Source organism: uncultured Lacinutrix sp., assembly GCF_947500605.1.
In the GTDB taxonomy this organism is placed as follows: Bacteria; Bacteroidota; Bacteroidia; order Flavobacteriales; family Flavobacteriaceae; genus Lacinutrix.
Genome location: NZ_CANMSJ010000003.1, coordinates 204,934 through 223,008, shown reverse-complemented (window position 1 = coordinate 223,008; position 18,075 = coordinate 204,934). Strand labels below are relative to the sequence as shown.

Below are 18,075 nucleotides of genomic sequence, written 5' to 3'. Positions count from 1 at the left end.
ACATTTCTGTGCTTATTATCCTTTTAAGCTAGCTGCTAAATACTCACGGTTCATACGTGCAATATTTTCTAAAGAAATTCCTTTAGGGCATTCCACCTCACAAGCTCCAGTGTTGGTACAGTTACCAAAACCTTCGTCGTCCATTTGCTTAACCATGTTTAATACACGATCTGTAGCTTCCACTTTACCTTGAGGTAATAATGCAAACTGAGATACTTTAGCTCCAACAAATAACATTGCTGATGAGTTTTTACAAGACGCTACACAAGCACCACAACCAATACAAGTTGCTGCTTCGAATGCTGTATCTGCATCTGCTTTGTTAATTGGAGTTGCATTAGCATCGATAGTATTTCCTGATGTATTTACAGAAATAAATCCTCCTGCATGTTGAATACGATCGAAAGAACTTCTATCTACAATTAAATCTTTTACTACAGGAAATGCAGTTGCTCTAAAAGGCTCGATAGTAATAGTATCGCCATCTTTAAACATACGCATATGTAACTGACATGTTGTTACACCACGATCTGGACCGTGTGCTTCTCCATTAATATATAAAGAACACATACCGCAAATTCCTTCACGACAATCGTGATCGAAAGCTACTGGCTCTTCATCATTATTAATTAATTGTTCGTTTAAAACATCTAACATTTCAAGGAAAGACATATCTGGAGAAATATCGCTGACTTTATAATCAACCATACTCCCTTTATCACTAGCGTTTTTTTGACGCCAAATTTTTAACGTTAAATTCATATCCATAGCTTTCCTTATTTGTATGATCTTTGTTTTAATTCTATATCCTTAAACTCTAATTCTTCTTTGTGTAAAACAGCATCACTTGGTTCTCCTTTATATTCCCAAGCAGATACATAAGCAAAGTCTTTATCATTACGTAAAGCTTCTCCTTTTTGTTCTCCATCTAATTCTACAGAGTCTTCTCTAAAGTGTCCACCACAAGATTCTTCTCTATTAAGAGCATCTTTAGCAAACAATTCTCCTAGCTCTAAGAAATCTGCAACACGACCAGCTTTTGCTAATTCTTCGTTGTATTCTTCATTAGTTCCAGGCACTTTAACTTCTTTCCAGAATTCTTCTCTTAACGCTTTAATTTCAGCAATAGCTTCAGTTAAACCTTTTACGTTTCTAGACATCCCTACTTTGTTCCACATGATTTTTCCTAATTTCTTATGGAAATAATCTACAGAATGAGATCCTTTATTAGTAACGAAGAACTCTAATTGTTTTCTAACCTCTTTTTCAGCTTCTTCAAATTCTTTAGAATCTGTAGAAATTGGTCCTGTTCTAATATCGTTAGATAAATAATCACCAATTGTATAAGGTAATACAAAATAACCATCTGCTAAACCTTGCATTAATGCCGAAGCACCAAGTCTGTTTGCACCATGATCAGAGAAGTTTGCTTCTCCAATACAGTATAAACCAGGAACAGTTGTCATTAAGTTATAATCAACCCAAACACCACCCATTGTGTAGTGTACTGCTGGATAAATCATCATTGGTGTGTTGTATGGATCTTGATCTACGATCTTCTCATACATTTGGAATAAGTTTCCGTATTTATTTTTGATTACTTCTTGTCCTAATTTTTTAACAAGAGCAGCATCGTTTTCGTCTAATCCTTTAACGTGAGCAGTTTCTTTACCGTAACGTTGAATTGCCGAAGCAAAATCTAAGAATACAGCTTCTCCTGTTGCATTAACTCCAAAACCAGCATCACAACGTTCTTTTGCTGCACGAGAGGCAACATCACGAGGCACTAAGTTTCCGAATGCAGGATAACGACGCTCTAAGTAATAATCTCTATCGTCTTCGGCTAATTCTCTAGGCTTTAATGCACCAGATTTAATAGCCTCAACATCTTTTTTATGTTTTGGCACCCAAATACGTCCATCATTTCTTAAAGACTCAGACATCAATGTTAATTTAGACTGATGATCTCCAGAAACAGGAATACATGTTGGGTGGATTTGTGTGTAACAAGGGTTTGCAAAATAAGCACCTTTTTTATGCGCTTTCCAACCTGCTGTTACATTAGATCCCATCGCGTTAGTCGATAAGAAGAATACGTTACCATAACCACCAGTTCCAAGAACTACAGCGTGAGCCGAGTGACGTTCTACTTCTCCAGTAATTAAGTTACGTGTTATAATTCCACGAGCTTTTCCATCAACCTTAACAACGTCTAACATTTCGTGACGGTTGTACATTTTAATTTTACCACGACCAATTTGACGGTTCATAGCAGAATACGCTCCTAATAACAATTGTTGTCCTGTTTGTCCAGCTGCATAAAAAGTACGTGATACTAATACACCACCAAATGAACGGTTATCTAATAATCCACCATACTCACGTGCAAAAGGAACACCTTGAGCAACACACTGGTCAATTATATTTGCAGATACCTCAGCTAAACGGTATACGTTAGCTTCACGAGAACGGTAATCTCCACCTTTTACAGTATCGTAAAATAATCTGTAAGTAGAATCACCATCTCCTTGATAATTTTTTGCTGCGTTTATTCCTCCTTGCGCTGCAATAGAGTGTGCACGTCTTGGAGAATCTTGAAAGCAAAATACTTTTACGTTATATCCAAGCTCTGCTAAAGTAGCAGCAGCCGATCCACCAGCTAATCCTGTACCAACAACAATAACATCTATGTTACGTTTGTTTGCAGGGTTTACTAAGTCGATATGATTTTTATAATCTGTCCATTTATCTTTAATTGGACCTTGAGGTACTTTTGAATCTAAACTCATAGTAACTATATTTTTTAGTGGTTTAAAAAGTGAAAAACAGCAATAAAGATGAATCCTAAAGGAATCCCAATTGCATAAATTTTACTAAATCTTTTTAACCCTTTTGTGTATTTGTTATTTGCTCCAACAGACTGAAAAGCTGAATCGAAACCGTGTAGTAAGTGTAATGCTAAGAATACAAATGCAACTACATAAAGTACAACTCTCCATAAATCTACAAATTTGTGTTGTAGCTCTTCGAAGTATCTGTAACCACTTGCTGCATTGTTTGGATCTACAAGACCAGACATATCACCAACAATAAACTTTGTGTTTATTTCTGGAAACCAGAAATCGTAAAAGTGAAGACAAACAAATGCTAAAATTGCAGCACCACTCCAAATCATGTTTCTACTCATCCAAGAAGAATTTGCTCCTCCATTGTTTTTTGCATAACTAATTCGTCTTGCTTTGTTGTTTTTAATTTCTAAAACAAATCCCATTACAAAATGAAAAACAACACCGAAAATTAAAACGGGCTGTAATACATATTGTACTAACGGAAAGGTTCCCATAAAATGAGAAACATCGTTAAAAGTCTCAGGACTAAATACCGAAAGTATGTTTATTGAAAAATGTTGAAGTAAAAAAAACATTAGAAAGAGTGCTGAAAGTGCCATCGCAAACTTTCTTCCTATTGAAGAATTTAAAATTCCGCTCATTATTTTTTATAGTTTGATTATAATATACACAAATATACTAAGCCACGCTTAGCCAAACAAGTTTTACTAGTTTTTAAAAATTTATTTAGAATGAGTTTACTTTAGGCAGGCGCCAATCTATTTCTATAGGTATAAAATTAATCCAAAGCTGATTTCTATCTTTAAATCGATTAAAATTACCTAGCATAAAAGACCTATTATAGCCTATTTTATTATTAAAATATAACTTCCCATTTACATATACTTTTATTGCTTTATTTAAATCTACCATTTCTGGTGAAATAGTAATGTTAACCGATTTAATCCTTGAGGTTTCTAACCTAAATTCGTTATTACTGTAACTTGCCTTTATTTTACCTGACTGCCTTGGAAAATCAAATGCTTTTTCATTAACCTCAACTTCTACTAAGCTATCATTTTTAGTTAGTTTAAACCATTTGTTAATATCAAAATTTAAGGTTTTTTGCCATTCTTTTTTAGTTTTAAGCGTATCTAATTTTGCATTTGCAATCCAATCTACAGTTCCATAATTATTATCATCAAACTCCCATTGAATATCTTTTGGAAAAGGATTCCTTTTTCTACTAACAAGATCTTTAAATAAGATATCGTACGCTGGTTCAGAAGCTTCGAAAGCCGGAAACCAATGCGGAAAACCATTATAGCGATAGTCTTTATAATCGGCATTTAAAGATGCCATTACCTTATTTAAACTGTCGTTTGCATTTGGCGGATAGTAATAATCTTGATCTGTAGAAAAATTAATATAAGAACGTGATAATACATTTTCTATAAAAGTGCCACCTGTATAAACTTTAGGATGCGTATTAAAACCATAAAATCCAGCAAACTGAGTTGGTTGCTTTACCAAGTAAGAAAAAGAACCCGTTGCTCCATTAGAATGTCCTGAAACATGAATTCTATTATCGTCTATATTTAATGCTGTTTTAAGTTGATTTACTATTTCTGGAATCATAAAAAAACCATCATCTCCTAACATCCAATTAAAGTTTTTATCGCCTTTCGGAAAAACTAAAATAACATTATTAGCTTCTGCTCTTTTAGCATACCTAGCATTATCGTACATTAAATTGAGTTTTGTTTCAAACTCTGAAAGCACATTACCTCTAACCGCTCCATGTAAATAAAATAACACAGCGTGTTTGTTTTCAGGATTATAATTCTTAGGCAAATGCACAAAATAAGAAGTACCCACCGTATCGTTTATTTTAAAGGAAATGGAATAATCTTGCTTTTTCTTAGGCAAGTAATTGTTTGATTTTTTAAGATATTGATACAATTCGGGAGCTTCAAAATCACTAATCTCTACACCATTTTTAACGCTAAAAAACTCAGCTTCATCCGTTTTTAATTTTTCAAAAAATAGCTTTTTATCAAGTATCGCTTTTTCTTTTAACGCTACCCACCTATCTTCTTGCATTAGGTTTTTATAATCACCTTCTGCATATTCACCTAAAATATAATCCCAGCCAGGATAGCCAAACATATCTTCTTCAAGTGCTGCTATTGGCTTTAGATATTTAAATGCTTTATCAAAGTCTTTTATATCACTAGCAACAACACTTGCTTCGTAAACAGAATAGTCGTCTATACTATCTGGATATTTAGCAAATGCTTTTTCGTAAAGTTCAAGCGCTTTTATATGCACTGTAGAATCTTTGTCTAGAGACAACTCTTGAGCCTTTTCAATAATAGAAGTGTAAGATTGTTGTTTAGCACAACCAAACAACACGAAACAAAAAGTAAAACCAATAAATAGCATCTTCATAATAACAATATTTATTATAAAGGATAAATATATTCCTCTATTGTTACAGTTTTAAAACTATTCGACTTCCAAACCTCTAGTCACATTATCTATAGAAATCACATAACTTCCTTTAGGCAAGTAATACTTGTTATTTTTAGCTTTATTAATATCTATTGTAGTATTCTCTTTTAATAATTTTTTTCTTCCTTTTTCTGAAATTGTTAAATCGTAATCCACATAATTAAAACCTTTATCGACATCGACTTCAATAGTTTGTAAAACTGAATTTTTATCACTTTTAATCTCAATGGTTTTTTTACCTCCATAGTTAGCATAAAACTTAATCTGCGTAGCAGGTTCGTAAGGCTGCATCCATTTACTCCAGCTATTTCCCCAACGCCCATTAGCTCTTATTTTTTCGGTTTCAAAAATTGTAATTGTATTATTTTTTAAACTCGCATTCATTTTTTGAAGCGGCTCGACATTGGTTTTATAAATACTTCTACCATGTGTTGCAACTAACAAATCGTTACTCCCTTCGTGTAATACAATATCGTGTACAGCTACTGTAGGCAATCCGTTAGCAAAAGCCTCCCAAGATTGTCCGCTATTAAAACTAACATAAGCACCATTATCTGTACCTAAGTACATTATTTCTTCATTTACAAAATCCTCTTTAATCACATTAACTGGTGAAGTAGGAATGTTTGATGTAATAGACTTCCATGTTTGTCCGTAGTTGTCTGACACATAAACATAGGTTGAAAAATCATCGAATCGGTAGCCATTTAAAGTAACATAAACACGTTCTTTTTTATGTTTTGAAGCAATAACTCTAGTCACCCACAAATCTTTAGGTAAGTCATTACTAATATTATCCCATGTGCCACCAGCGTTTTGGGTTACTTGCACTAATCCGTCATCACTTCCTGTATAGATTAAACCAAACTCGAAAGCCGATTCGCTAATTGTAGTTAATGTACCGTAAGCCACATTTCCTTTTTTTCCGCCTTGCGTTAAATCTGGAGAAATAGCTTTCCAAGATTCTCCTTTATCCATAGAACGCATTAATTTATTGCCTCCTAAATATAAAATATCCTGATTGTGTTTTGATAAATGAATAGGTGTTTGCCAATTAAAACGGTAAGGCGTCTCCCCTAATTCGTGCTTTGGCTGAATGTATTTTTGCTCACCTGTTTCTCTATTAATTCTGTAATAGTTACCAAATTGATAACCTGTATACACAATATCCGAATTACGGTTATCAATCTCAATTTGCATACCATCGCCTCCCATTAAAGACTCCCAAGGATACATACCTGTTTGCTGCCATCTCTTATCTTCTGGCGCATTATGAGCACCAACCCAAACACCATTATCCTGCAAACCACCATACACACGATAAGGTTCTTGGTTGTCTACATTTATAGCATAAAATTGCCCAACTGCTGGCGAGTTGTTTTTTATCCAGTTTTCGCCATCATCGTAACTTATATTTACACCACCATCGTTACCATTAACTAAATGTCCAGATTTTTTAGGATTTACCCAAAGTGCTTGATGATCGGAATGCACATTCTCTTTACTAATAGACGTAAAGGTTTTTCCGCCATCTTTAGATTTTAAAATTGGCACTCCCATTACATAAATACCATCAACATTTTGAGCATCTACTCTAATTTCGCCAAAGTAATAGCCATAACTATAATACAAATCGTCTAAATAATCGTCGTGTGTTTTCTGCCATGTTTTACCGCCATCTGTACTCTTATAAACCTCAGCTCCAATTACAGGCGTATCGAACAACATAGAATTAGCATCTTCTAAATAATGCGCTAAATCTATTGGCTTTACGTTGCCGCTACGTACCATTTGCTTTACGTTTTCGGCTCTATACTTTTCTTGAAAGCCGTTTGTTTTTAAAAAATCATTCAGCTTTTTATCCTCAAGACTTAAAAAATCTTGAGTATTCATAGTTTTAAAATCTTCTTTTTTAAGACCTCTTGTTTCTTCTTTTTTTCCTTCGGAAGGCCTCCTGAATTGGCTATCGTGAAGCGCATAAATAGTAGTATCATTATACATTGCCAGTCCTATTCTACCAACACCATTTCCTGTTGGAAAACCACTATTTTCTGTAGATACTTTTTCCCAAGTTTCTCCAGCATCTGTACTTTTATAAATAGCCGAATTATTTCCGCTACCATCAAAATTCCAAGCTTTTCTATTTTTGGTCCAAGACGAAGCAAACATAACATTGTAGTTATTTGGTGCATGCTGCACGTCTATAATACCACTAACATTATCTACAAATAAGTTTTTGCTCCACGTTTTTCCGCCATCTTTAGTTTTGTAAATTCCTCTATCTTCAGATTTAGAATACAAAGCACCAGTAACACCTATTACAACTTCGTTTCCATTATTTGGATTGATTAAAATACGACCAATATGCTGTGAGTTTGGCAAACCTACATGTTCCCAAGTTTCGCCATTATTAGTAGTCTTTAAAATACCAATTCCCGAATAAGACGATCGAGAAGCATTATTTTCTCCTGTACCAACCCAAATTGTTCGTGTGTTCCAATCTACAGCAATATCACCTACATTTTGCGTTTGCGCGCTGTCTAGAATTGGTGTAAAAGTGGTACCATTATTTACAGTATGCCACACACCTCCAGAAGCGTAACCCACATAAAACTCTGCAGGATTTTCTGGGTTTACTGCTAAATCCACAACACGACCACTCATTACTGTTGGTCCAATATTTTTAAAAGGTACATTCTTTACTAAAGACTCCTTTTGCAACACTGCTTTTTGCTGAAGCGCTTGTTGTACAGCTTCGGTATTTATTTGAGGTTGTTGTGCTTCGGTTTTAAGAATAACCAGAAAAGATAAAGCTAAGAAAATATTGAATTTCATAATAAGTATTTTTAAAAGCTTGAAGGTAATGATTATGTTAAATCTGAGCAAAACAGAAATGCTTTTAAGCAATAAAATGTTATTTTTACACTTGCTAAGTATTTCCGCTTGACGGAAAAGAAAATTCAAATAATATTAATACCATTCCCATTATTTTATGGGAATGAATAAATAAATTTCTTCATGAAATACAATAAAATAGATTCTACCCTTTTTATAAAAAACCGTAAAAACTTTGGCGCTCAAATGAAGCCTAAAAGTATTGCGTTTTTTAACTCTAACGATATTTATCCTATTAGTGCAGATAGCACGATGCCTTTTGAGCAGCATAGAGATATCTTTTATTTAAGTGGTGTAGATCAAGAAGAAAGTATTTTGGTGCTTTTTCCAGATTGTCCGAATCCTAAAAACAGAGAAGTTTTATTTTTAAAAGAAACTAACGAACATATTGCTGTTTGGGAAGGCGAAAAACTAACTAAAGATGCTGCTTTAGCAACTAGCGGAATTAAAACCGTTTACTGGTTACAAGATTTAGAAAAAGTAGTGTTTGAAATGATGACACAAGCTGAAACCGTTTACATAAATACAAACGAGCACTACAGAGCAAATGTAGAAACGGAAACTAGAGAAGACCGTTTTACTACATGGATAAGAAACAAATATCCTGCGCACAGTGTTGCAAAAAGTAACCCAATTTTACAGCGCTTACGTTCTGTAAAAGACCAAATAGAATTAGACTTAATCCAGACGGCTTGCGATATTACCAACAAAGGTTTTAGACGTGTTTTAAATTTTGTTAAGCCTGGTGTTATGGAATATAACATTGAAGCTGAATTTATGCATGAGTTTTTAAATAACCGTTCTGATGGTTTTGCATATACTCCAATTGTAGGTTCTGGAAACAATGCTAACGTTTTGCATTATATAGAGAATAATCAAGAGTGTAAAGCTGGCGATTTAATATTAATTGATGCTGGTGCTAAATACGCAAATTACGCAAGTGATATGACGCGTACTATTCCTGTTTCTGGAACGTTTAACGACAGACAAAAAGCAGTTTACAATGCTGTTTTAAGAGTAAAAAATGATGCTACAAAAATGTTAGTTCCTGGAACTATTTGGGCAGATTACCATGTTGAAGTTGGTAAATTAATGACTAGCGAACTTTTAGGTTTAGGTTTACTTGATAAAGCTGATGTAAAAAATGAAAACCCAGATTGGCCAGCATACAAAAAATACTTTATGCATGGAACGTCTCACCATATGGGATTAGACACGCATGATTACGGTATTTTAACCGAGCCTATGCAAGCAAACAATGTGTTTACTGTAGAGCCTGGAATTTATATTCCAGATGAAGGTTTTGGTATTAGATTGGAAGACGATGTGGTTATCCAAAAAACAGGAGAACCTTTTAACTTAATGCGCGATATCCCAATTGAAGTTGAAGAGATTGAGAGTTTGATGAATAAATAAACTCTTTTATTATATAGAAGAAAAGCGAGCTTTAGTCTCGCTTTTTTTTGTTTTGAAGCAGCTCCTTTTTTTTATAATAAATTCATTTTTTATTTTTATAAGAAAAACATAGATTGCATTTTTTTAAAAACCCTGTTCAATAAAAAATCTTAATTATGATAAAAAAAATATTTATTTTATTTGTTTTAGCGTTAATGACATCATGCTCTTCTGACGATGATAATCAACAAACTAACGAATCAAACATCTTAGATGGCGATTGGTTCTTTCTAAGACAAGATTCTACTAGTTGCACAAATGAAGATGGACTCCTTCAAGGTGGCGAAAACCCTACTCCCTTTTATTTTTTATCTGACAACACAGTAAGCTTTGAAAACACTGGAAGTTTAACCTTGTCTTCATATACTTTAAATGAAAACAACCTTAACGTAGAAATGCTATATGTAACACAAGTTCGTGCTTATCAATTTTCTGGAAACTACACTTACTCCGAAAGTATTCAATCTTTTTCAGGCGACTTTACTTATACTGCTTATGACGGCATGACAACAGACGATGAAATACTTTGGTCGTGTGAAGGTCCGACCCAAATTACAAAATAAAACGAACTGAAAAAAGCGAGCTTAATAAGCTCGCTTTTTTTATTTCTTGAAATTTTAGTTTTTAATATAAATAGTCGAACTTCGTTTGACTTATTATGTAAAACATTGAAATGCTTTTATAATAACGAAATATTGGCATTAATTATGAACGAAGCAGGAGTCAAAAAAAGAAAATTTAAAAAGAAGGTCAAAAAAACTCGTAATTGGCTTACCAAAAACAAGGTGTTCTTTGAAGTTTTCTCTTTCCTTTTCCTAGGAATAGCTTCTTTGGTTGTAGGATGGTTCAGCTATAAAACTTCTCAAGGACAACTAGAGTTATTAAAGCTCGAACAAAGCCCAATTATAAACATTCAACGTGACTATAACGAAGTTTATGAATTCATAAATATCAATAATGTAGGACATCATCTTTTTGAAGCAAATATAAATTACACAACGTATTTTATTATTCGAGACTATAGTGATTCACTATCAAGTAGACCAACTGATTTTTACTTTAAAATTGGAGATTACTTCGGCTTAAATTATGAAACTAATAATACCATCGGGAATATCTCCAGATTAAGTAGTTCCGAATACACACTAAAAGAACGTGAAAGAATTAGAACTAATTTAAGAGCACTATATGGCGATTCATACCGAATAAGTGAATTCGAACATTTTATCAAAATAAACTATAAAAACAATAAAGGAGATTTAATTTCAAAACACTATTTGATTGACCCATTTTCGGTTGTTGAGATTTCGAAAAGTACTCATGACAGTAAACAACGTCAATACGGGTATCACAGCACACCTGAAATGAAATATTTAAATACTTTAAATCATATTGAATTAGTTAAAGATATTAGAAAGATATACGATGAGTTAAACGAATTTGGTGAACACGAGGAACAACCACTCTAAAACAACTAACTTCGTTTACCGATTAATAAAAACATTGAACCGAATTCTACCGTAACACATTATGAAAAAAATTCTAATACTATTACTAATAGTTCTAACTTCAAATTTAGCTGAAGCTCAGTTTATAAAAGAAAAATCTATAAATGCTCAAATTGGATACGGCGTAAGCGTACCATTTAATAGTGCTGATGCAATTGCTGATAATGGTTTATTTGTACAAGGAGAATTAGTTTTAAAAGTAGCTTCTTGGTTTGAATTAAGACCTTACGCAGGTTTTATTTCGACAAGCTCAAACGGAAAAGATATAAATGACATGCCTACTAATGAAAGAGCAGAATCCAAAGCCTTTTTACTTGGAGGAAAAGCAAGAGTTCGCGCACCAATACCGTGGATTGCACCATACTTTGAAATTGGAATAGGAACTTCAATTGGCAAATTTGAAACATTTACAGTTATTGATAACATCGATAAAGGTGGAATTATTTATCACATTCCTTTATCATTAGGATTAGAATTAGGAAAAAATAACAATGTTGATTTAGCTTTTTCTTATTATTTTCAACCATCGGTTAAACAATTTGTTGGAGCATTTGCAGTTGGTATTACATTTCCACTTAATAATAAGTAGATAACCTCACAACTCTTCTCTTCTTTTCAATTCTAGTATTTTCATATATTGAAAACCTAGAAACAACAACATTCCACCCACAAATCAAACACATAACAAAACGCACCAACAAACCAATCCTCAAATTAACAACTAAGATTTTCTAAACTCAAATTAAGTCTCTATATTTGGTAAACCAGTTTGGTAAACCAATTTTACTTGTAGTTAATACTATTTCTAAAAAATAGCTACACAATTAGCCAAGCTTTATTTAACACTAAATCAATTTAAGTATGGCAACAGACACTGTTACTTTTTCAGAAAAATTTAAAAAGAAGCTTAAAGACTTTGGACCTGCTTTTTTTATTATAGGCTATGTAGTAGGAACCGGAAGCGTAACTTCTATGGTTGTTTCTGGCGCTAAATATGGTTTAAGTCTGTCTTGGGCACTTTTACTTTCTTGCTTTTTTACTTATTTTCTTCTTATTTCAATTAGTAAATTAACTATTGTTTCTGGAGAAACATTAATGTTCAATTTTAAAAAAATGTTTGGGAAACCACTTACCATTTTTATTGTAGTGGCATTGGGTGTTTCTATTATCTCATCGGTTATAGGTGTTATGGGCGTAGTTGCAGAAGTGTCTATGGAATGGATTTCTGTAAAAACCTCAATTTCCTTTTTAAATAAACCTGCTATTGCTATTTTCTTTATTGCCATTTTAATTGGTCTTTTCTGGACTGGTAAACATGAATATTTTATTAAAGCAATGAGTATTATGGTAGGCTTTATGGCACTCGCTTTTATTTTTACCAGTATTATGGTTTTAAAAGAATCTGGAAAAGCCATTATCGATTTTTTCCCTCAATTACCAACAGGAGACAACTCTGGACTTGTAATTGCCGGAATAGTAGGTACAACAATGGGTGGTGTTTGTTTAGCATCGCGTAGTATTTTAGTTCAAGAAGAAGGTTGGGGATTACAAGATTTAAAAAAGGAAAATAAAGATGCAATGTCTGCTATGGTATTGACTTTTTTAATAAGTCTAGCCATTATGATTAGTGCAACAGGAACACTATACTTTAGCGGCACACCAGTAGACGACGCAACAGATATGATGCATGCATTAGGACCATGGGCTGGAGATTTTGCACTTACATTATTTACCTTAGGTATTATTGGAGCAGGATTATCTTCAATCTTTCCAAACCTTTTATTATTTCCGTGGCTAATTGCAGATTATACTGGCACACCGCGTAACATGAAAAAACCGTTATACAAACTTATAGTGGTAATAGTCGCATTATGTGGATTAATCATTCCAGTTTTAGGCGGTAAACCTGTTTGGATTTTAATCGCTTCACAAGCATTAAGCCCATTTGTAATGCCATTAATTACGCTATTCTTATTAATTCTAATCAATAAATCTGAAGTCATGAAAGGCCATAAAACATCGCTTTGGATGAATATAGCCTTAGGAGCAACTTTAATTTTTAACTGCTATATGCTCTATGTGGCTTTAATTGGATTAATTAAATTTATACAGTAACACAAACGCACACACAAGAGAACATGAGTGATAATTTACAACAATACGCACATATACCTTTAAAGCAACTTTCTAACAGAGTTTGGAGAACCTACCAAGGTGGCGCTTTAATAGATAACTGGAAAAAAACAACTCCAGAGATCGATAATAGTATGCCCGAAGAATGGATAATGTCTACAATTACTGCACGTGGAAAGGACCGACCAGAACACGAAGGTTTATCGCTTGTAGAAACTAAAGAAGGCGTTTTACCTTTAAAACAATTAATAGATTCTAATCAAGAATTATATTTAGGTAAAGCACTTGCCGAAAAATACGGAACAACAGGCGTACTTATTAAAATGTTAGACTCTGTAGAGCGTTTAACAGTACAAGTACATCCTGATAAAGAATATGCAAAAACAGTATTTAATTCTGAATTTGGTAAAACCGAATCTTGGTACGTATTAAATACACGAGAAATAGATGGTGAAAAACCTGTGGTTTACATGGGCTTTAAAAAACATGTTACTAAAGAAGAATGGCGAACGCATTTTGAAAACCAAAACATTCAAGGCTTACTAGACTGCTTACATAAAATTGAAGTAAAACCTGGTGATGCTTTCATGATTTATGGAGGTGTACCACATGCTATAGGAAGCGGTTGCTTTTTAATGGAAGTTCAAGAGCCTACAGATTATACAATGCGAGTAGAGAAAACGACTCCAAATAATCTAAAAATTGGTCCAGAATTAATTCATCAAGGTGTTGGTGAAGAGAAAATGCTAGAATGTTTTCATTACGACACTTACACTTTAGACGAAGCTTTAAGCGAATGGAAAATAACACCAGAAGTTATTAATAGTACAAACGATTATACTTTAAAAACCTTATTTAATAAAAAGCACACTAACTGTTTTGGATTAAGCGAGCTTCTTTTAGATGGAAAACATACCATTAAAAGTAATTCTAGTTTTTATGTTGCTGTTATTTATTCTGGAGATGGCGTTATGCATTGTAATGGTATTGATTACGATTACACCCAAGGTGATGAAATTTTTATTTCGGCAGCCATTCCTAAAATTACTTTCAGCTCTAAAAACCCATCTAAAATATTACTTTGCTATCCTCCAAACTAAAGGAAAAAGAGTAATTACAGTCTAATAATTAAAATTAAAAAATACAAATGAATTTATTTAATCTAGAACATAAAGTAATTCTTATAACTGGTGGTTGTGGCACTCTTGGTGGTGGAATAGCAAAATATTTATTAGAAAATAAAGCCACAGTAATTTTACTACATTATAAAAAAGAACCACTTTTAAATACTATCGAAGATTTAAAAAAGGTTAGCAATACTGTAGATGGTTACATTTGTAATGTTGTAGAAGAAAAAAGTCTTCAAGACGTAGCAAAAAAAATAATGGACACCTATGGTAAAATAGATGTTTTAATAAATGCTGCAGGCGGAAATAAACCAGGAGCTACTGTAGGTCCAGATCAATCTGTGTTCGATGTGGATGTTGAACAATTTAAGCAGGTTATAGATTTAAATTTATTTGGAAGCATTATCCCATCTTTAGTCTTTGGTAAAGAAATGGCTTCTACTAAAAAAGGAGTTATTATTAATGTCTCTTCAATGGCTGCAGATAGAGCTATTACTAGAATAATGGGCTACTCTGCATCTAAAGCTGCTATAGATAATTTCACAAAATGGATGTCTGTTGAATTGGCTCAAAAATATGGAGATGGCATGCGTGTAAATGCAATAGCACCAGGCTTTTTTATAGGAAACCAAAACAGAGCATTACTAACTAACGAAGACGGAAGTTATACCGATAGAGGAAATACAATTATTAAAAACACACCAATGAATCGTTTTGGAGATGCCGATGAGCTAAACGGAGCCATTCATTATTTATGTACAGAAGCCTCAAAATTTGTAACAGGAATTGTTATTCCTATAGATGGTGGTTTTAGTGCATTTAGTGGTGTTTAATAAATAGAAAAACAATGGAACAAACATGGCGTTGGTACGGTCCAAAGGATTCTGTATCATTATCAGATATAAAACAAGCAGGAGCAACAGGAATTGTTTCGGCATTACATCATATTCCAAACGGACAAGTTTGGCCTTTAGAAGCTATTAAAGAGCGAAAAACAACCATAGAAAAGGCTGGTTTAACATGGAGTGTTGTGGAAAGTATTCCTGTACACGAAAACATTAAAACACGTTCTGGAGATTTTAAAAAATATATAGAAAATTATAAAACGAGCATTCAAAATTTAGCAACCTGTGGTATTACTACAGTCTGTTATAATTTTATGCCTGTTTTAGACTGGACAAGAACAGCGCTAGATTACGAGGTCGAAGACGGATCTAAAGCATTACGTTTCGATGTTACTGCATTTGCAGCATTCGAGCTTTTTATTTTAAAAAGACCAGGTGCTACATCGCTATACAATGAAACTGAAAAAAGTGAAGCCGAAACTTATTTTAATACACTTTCTAAAGCTGAAATTAAAAACCTAAGCAACAATATTATTGCAGGTTTACCAGGAGCCGAAGAAGGTTACACATTAGAGCAGTTTCAAACAATTTTAAATACTTATGATAAAATTGATGCAACCAAACTAAAAGAAAATTTGGTTTCATTTTTAAAAGAAATCATACCTATCGCTTCGCAAAATAAAGTATTAATGTGCATTCATCCAGACGATCCTCCAATGCCCATTTTAGGATTACCAAGAGTTGTAAGTACAGAAGAAGATTATGCTTATTTATTTGAACAAGTACCCGATAGAGCTAACGGAATAACATTTTGTACCGGCTCTTTAGGTGTTAGAGAAGATAATAATTTGGTGAACATATTTAAACGTTTTGCCAATCGCGTTCACTTTTTACATTTAAGAAGTACGCAAAGAGATGCTGCTGGTAATTTCTACGAAGCAAACCACCTAGAAGGTAATGTAGACATGTTTAGCATTGTTACAGCGGTTTTAAAAGAAGAAAAAAGACGCGCAGCTGCCGGAATGTTAGACGCTGTAATACCAATGAGACCAGACCACGGACACCAAATGTTAGACGACTTAAATAAAACTACAAATCCGGGATATTCTGGTATTGGCAGACTTAGAGGTTTAGCCGAAATTAGAGGTTTAGCTTATGGAATTTCTAGAAGCTTAAACTAAATAAGTACTGTTTTAAAAAGAAATATAACGCCACAATTTTTGTGGCGTTTTTTGTTTTTTGGGTGTTTTATTCTGATTTTCTGATAAAAAAAAAGGGCCGAGAAAAAATCACTGCCCTTTAATATATTTGTATATGCTTTAAATTAATTTAAAACTTTTTCAAAAACTGATTCTGCCTCTTTATAGAAAACATCACCTTTTCCTATTTTTTGTGGGTCAAAATTAACTAATTTAATAATATTAACATATTGCGTTAGCTCTAATCTTTTTAGATCCAAATTTTTAGGATTTGTTTTCCAATAAACCTCCTCATTTCTATCATCATAATCCATTAAACTCGTTATTCCTGAAATTAAAGGGTAGAAAAAACCATATGAATAATTGTAATCAGCCATTTTATCCGTAGTGAAATAAGGAACTCTTCCTTTTTTCTTATTATCTACAGCAGTTATTCTTCCAAATTTACCTGGTGTTGCGTTATGATATAAATTTGGAAACTCTATAAACATTCTATCAAAAAAGATCAAAATATCTTTAGTTAGATTTAAAGCTGATTTAATCGAATTACTATCTAAAACATGCTTTCCTTTATCCTCTGTAGAAATATCTTCATGTGACATCACACTATTGAAAAAGTCTACACATTTACTTTTTTGTGAATAAATACTTATTTTATTAAGACTTTTAATATCTTTTGGTAAGAGACCTCTATTTTTCATAAAAATCAATGATAGTGAAGCTAAACTAATAACATCTTCAGATTTAATTTTCCCTGCATCACCGGTTTTCCAAATAATATCAAATTCATCATCTAATATTTCTTTTAAATAATCATAATACCCAACTTGATTACCTTTTGCCGTTTCTTTCAATTGAACATTATTATTTCTAGCCGAACAGATTTCAGAAATAAAATCATAAAATTCCTCTACAGCACCATCTTCATCATTAGGAGTAATTATTTCTACAGGAATAGAAAAAGAAAACTCTTCTTTCCTTTCCTCAAACCTCTTGATAATTTCATCATAATTCTCATCCCAAAAATTTTTAGAATCCTCCCATTTTTTGATTTTTTTATCAAATAATTTTTCAATTAAATAAATAGCAATTGCAAAAGTATTATGTCCTCCATCCATTATTCCTTCATAATCCATATTAGACAAAGACACTCTAACTCTATTTCTATCTAATAATTCGCAAGTTTCTGTTGCTAATAGAATCCCTTTGGATTTATACCAAAATAATTCTGGACTTGTCTCTAAGGTTTCATGAATACTTCTTGTAATTTTATTCACAGTCGCAATCCTTGGATTAACCTTATTATCAGCTTCTTTTAGAAGCTTAATAAATGTTAAAGGAGAAATACTCGAAATAAATTTGTTGATTTTAAGTCCCTCATTTGAAGTTTGGAGACTGTTTGCGTGGTTTAATTTTAAGATCACGTCTTTCATAATATTGTAAATTTATGGAACATTAATAAAAATCTACTATAATATTATATCGAAAAAGAAAAGGAGCGTTCCGTTATTCCAAATGACTTTTCAACCATAATACCTCGTATCTATCCAGACACTATTGTGTTTTTCCCA

14 protein-coding genes are annotated in these 18,075 nt (G+C 32.9%); 8 read left to right on the top strand and 6 right to left on the bottom strand.

Annotation, left to right across the window (positions count from 1 at the left end; translation table 11 throughout):
* Positions 1-15: 15 nt before the first annotated feature.
* The 5 genes from Q0935_RS06230 to Q0935_RS06210 form a co-directional block, all read right to left on the bottom strand.
* Positions 16-762 (bottom strand): succinate dehydrogenase/fumarate reductase iron-sulfur subunit, encoded by a 747-nt coding sequence (locus Q0935_RS06230; protein WP_299250171.1) that lies wholly within the window; start codon positions 760-762, stop codon positions 16-18.
* A gap of 14 nt (positions 763-776) precedes the next feature.
* Positions 777-2,789 (bottom strand): fumarate reductase/succinate dehydrogenase flavoprotein subunit, encoded by a 2,013-nt coding sequence (locus Q0935_RS06225; protein WP_299383457.1) that lies wholly within the window; start codon positions 2,787-2,789, stop codon positions 777-779.
* A 14-nt stretch (positions 2,790-2,803) separates the two neighbouring features.
* Positions 2,804-3,490 (bottom strand): succinate dehydrogenase cytochrome b subunit, encoded by a 687-nt coding sequence (locus Q0935_RS06220; protein ID WP_299383452.1) that lies wholly within the window; start codon positions 3,488-3,490, stop codon positions 2,804-2,806.
* Positions 3,491-3,575: 85 nt separating this feature from the next.
* The gene (locus tag Q0935_RS06215; RefSeq protein WP_299383449.1) at positions 3,576-5,279 is read right to left on the bottom strand and encodes an alpha/beta hydrolase-fold protein; all 1,704 of its coding nucleotides are present in this window, start codon (positions 5,277-5,279) and stop codon (positions 3,576-3,578) included.
* Positions 5,280-5,336: 57 nt separating this feature from the next.
* Positions 5,337-8,177, bottom strand: a complete 2,841-nt coding sequence (locus Q0935_RS06210) for a sialidase family protein (RefSeq protein WP_299383444.1) — start codon at positions 8,175-8,177, stop codon at positions 5,337-5,339.
* Positions 8,178-8,360: 183 nt separating this feature from the next.
* Here Q0935_RS06210 and Q0935_RS06205 point away from each other — a divergent pair, with 183 nt between their 5' ends.
* The 8 genes from Q0935_RS06205 (at position 8,361) to uxuA (ending at position 16,486) form a co-directional block, all read left to right on the top strand.
* A complete protein-coding gene (locus Q0935_RS06205) occupies positions 8,361-9,653 on the top strand; it encodes an aminopeptidase P family protein (protein WP_299383442.1) in 1,293 nt (430 codons plus the stop codon).
* Between the two features lie 155 nt (positions 9,654-9,808).
* Positions 9,809-10,255, top strand: a complete 447-nt coding sequence (locus tag Q0935_RS06200) for a hypothetical protein (RefSeq protein WP_299383439.1) — start codon at positions 9,809-9,811, stop codon at positions 10,253-10,255.
* 144 nt (positions 10,256-10,399) lie between these two features.
* Positions 10,400-11,161 carry a hypothetical protein gene (locus tag Q0935_RS06195; protein ID WP_299383437.1) on the top strand — a complete coding sequence of 254 codons (762 nt, stop codon included), beginning with the start codon at positions 10,400-10,402 and terminating at the stop codon, positions 11,159-11,161.
* Positions 11,162-11,222: 61 nt separating this feature from the next.
* A complete protein-coding gene (locus Q0935_RS06190) occupies positions 11,223-11,789 on the top strand; it encodes a hypothetical protein (RefSeq protein ID WP_299383435.1) in 567 nt (188 codons plus the stop codon).
* A 272-nt stretch (positions 11,790-12,061) separates the two neighbouring features.
* Positions 12,062-13,315: an Nramp family divalent metal transporter gene (locus Q0935_RS06185; protein WP_299383433.1), complete on the top strand. Its 1,254-nt coding sequence runs from the start codon at positions 12,062-12,064 to the stop codon at positions 13,313-13,315.
* 23 nt (positions 13,316-13,338) lie between these two features.
* Positions 13,339-14,433: a type I phosphomannose isomerase catalytic subunit gene (locus Q0935_RS06180; protein ID WP_299383429.1), complete on the top strand. Its 1,095-nt coding sequence runs from the start codon at positions 13,339-13,341 to the stop codon at positions 14,431-14,433.
* 47 nt (positions 14,434-14,480) lie between these two features.
* Positions 14,481-15,293, top strand: coding sequence for an SDR family NAD(P)-dependent oxidoreductase (locus Q0935_RS06175; RefSeq protein ID WP_299383427.1), 813 nt, complete (start codon positions 14,481-14,483; stop codon positions 15,291-15,293).
* Positions 15,294-15,307: 14 nt separating this feature from the next.
* Positions 15,308-16,486, top strand: coding sequence for a mannonate dehydratase (uxuA, locus tag Q0935_RS06170; protein WP_299383424.1), 1,179 nt, complete (start codon positions 15,308-15,310; stop codon positions 16,484-16,486).
* A gap of 143 nt (positions 16,487-16,629) precedes the next feature.
* Here the strand turns inward: uxuA and Q0935_RS06165 are convergent, their stop codons facing one another.
* Complete coding sequence (locus Q0935_RS06165; protein WP_299383420.1) at positions 16,630-17,937, bottom strand: AIPR family protein; 1,308 nt, start codon at positions 17,935-17,937, stop codon at positions 16,630-16,632.
* Between the last annotated feature and the right edge of the window lie 138 nt (positions 17,938-18,075).